The organism is Psychrobacter sp. 1U2 (assembly GCF_051847575.1).
Genome location: NZ_JBPYDC010000424.1, coordinates 1 through 1,102, shown reverse-complemented (window position 1 = coordinate 1,102; position 1,102 = coordinate 1). Strand labels below are relative to the sequence as shown.

1 pseudogene is annotated in these 1,102 nt (G+C 38.7%); it reads right to left on the bottom strand.

Annotation, left to right across the window (positions count from 1 at the left end):
* Positions 1 to 639: pseudogene (locus ACS8FD_RS16305) on the bottom strand (hypothetical protein); the annotation flags it as partial.
* Between the last annotated feature and the right edge of the window lie 463 nt (positions 640 to 1,102).

The following is a 1,102-nucleotide window of genomic DNA, read 5'->3' as shown; positions in this document are numbered from 1 at the left end:
TGTGCTTAATGAAGAGGTGATTTCAAGCTTACTTTCAGTGACTTGTGTACCATCGCCACTGCCTTCTTTGCTTACTGAAACCTTCAACTCTTGCGGTGCAACAGCTGTACCATCTGCTTTCTCAGCAGTAGCCAATAAAGTAAAGCCTTTATTTATCAGTTCGTCTTTGTCATCAACTGCTTGCGGATTGAGCTTGAGCGTATATACAGCATTACCGTCATTATCGGTAGCTTGAGTACTCTGACCTTCGATAGTAATGCCGTTGGTTTCAGAGTCATTTACTTTTAAAGTAACTGCTTTGCCAACCATTGCTCCACCAGAGTTTTTCTCAACGGCTTTAACAGTAACAGTAAAGAGAGTTTCTTCATCCGATAGCTCAATAATGGATGGTAAGGTAGTAAGCTTTTGCAAAAAGAAATCAGGTTCAGTATCTGGAACTTGTTCGCCCCCACCATTATTCCCATTACCCCCGTTACTACCACCTGATCCTGGCTGCTCAATACCTAAATCAGGTGCAGGTGCAACAGAATCTACTGTGTCACCATCACCCCCTCCACCACAACCTGCTAATGCCAATGCACAAGTCAAAGAAGTAAGTTGAAACAGCTTAGAAGTAAAAGGTAGCGAGCTATGTGACATGTTTTGGACTCCGAATCCGAATCAGCTAAGATATGTTCAAAAATACGAGCAAGAATCGTACCCAATCTATAAATGCATAATAAAAATAGATAAAGTTACATTCTGTTTACTCTATATATATAATGTATTAAAATTATAACGGTAACCTTACTGACTTTTGTTGTAACTTACAACTAAAAATTATACCTATAAGTTAAGTAATCAATCACATAGCAGTGTCAATTCAAGGTATAATGACGCTTCTATAAGACGATGTTTATCGTAAAATGATTTGAGTATTTAATGATTTTATGGTATAAATGTCGGCTTTAAAATTTTCTGAATTGGTCACTCTGTTATTTGCCTTTATATGACAGTAAAACCAGCTCAACCTTCATATAGTTTTGTTTGGTGCAAAGCTGCTGCTTGCTGTGTCCATGCCGCAAATACGCGCAACTTGCCCAGACTGGTATGAGAATCCCTC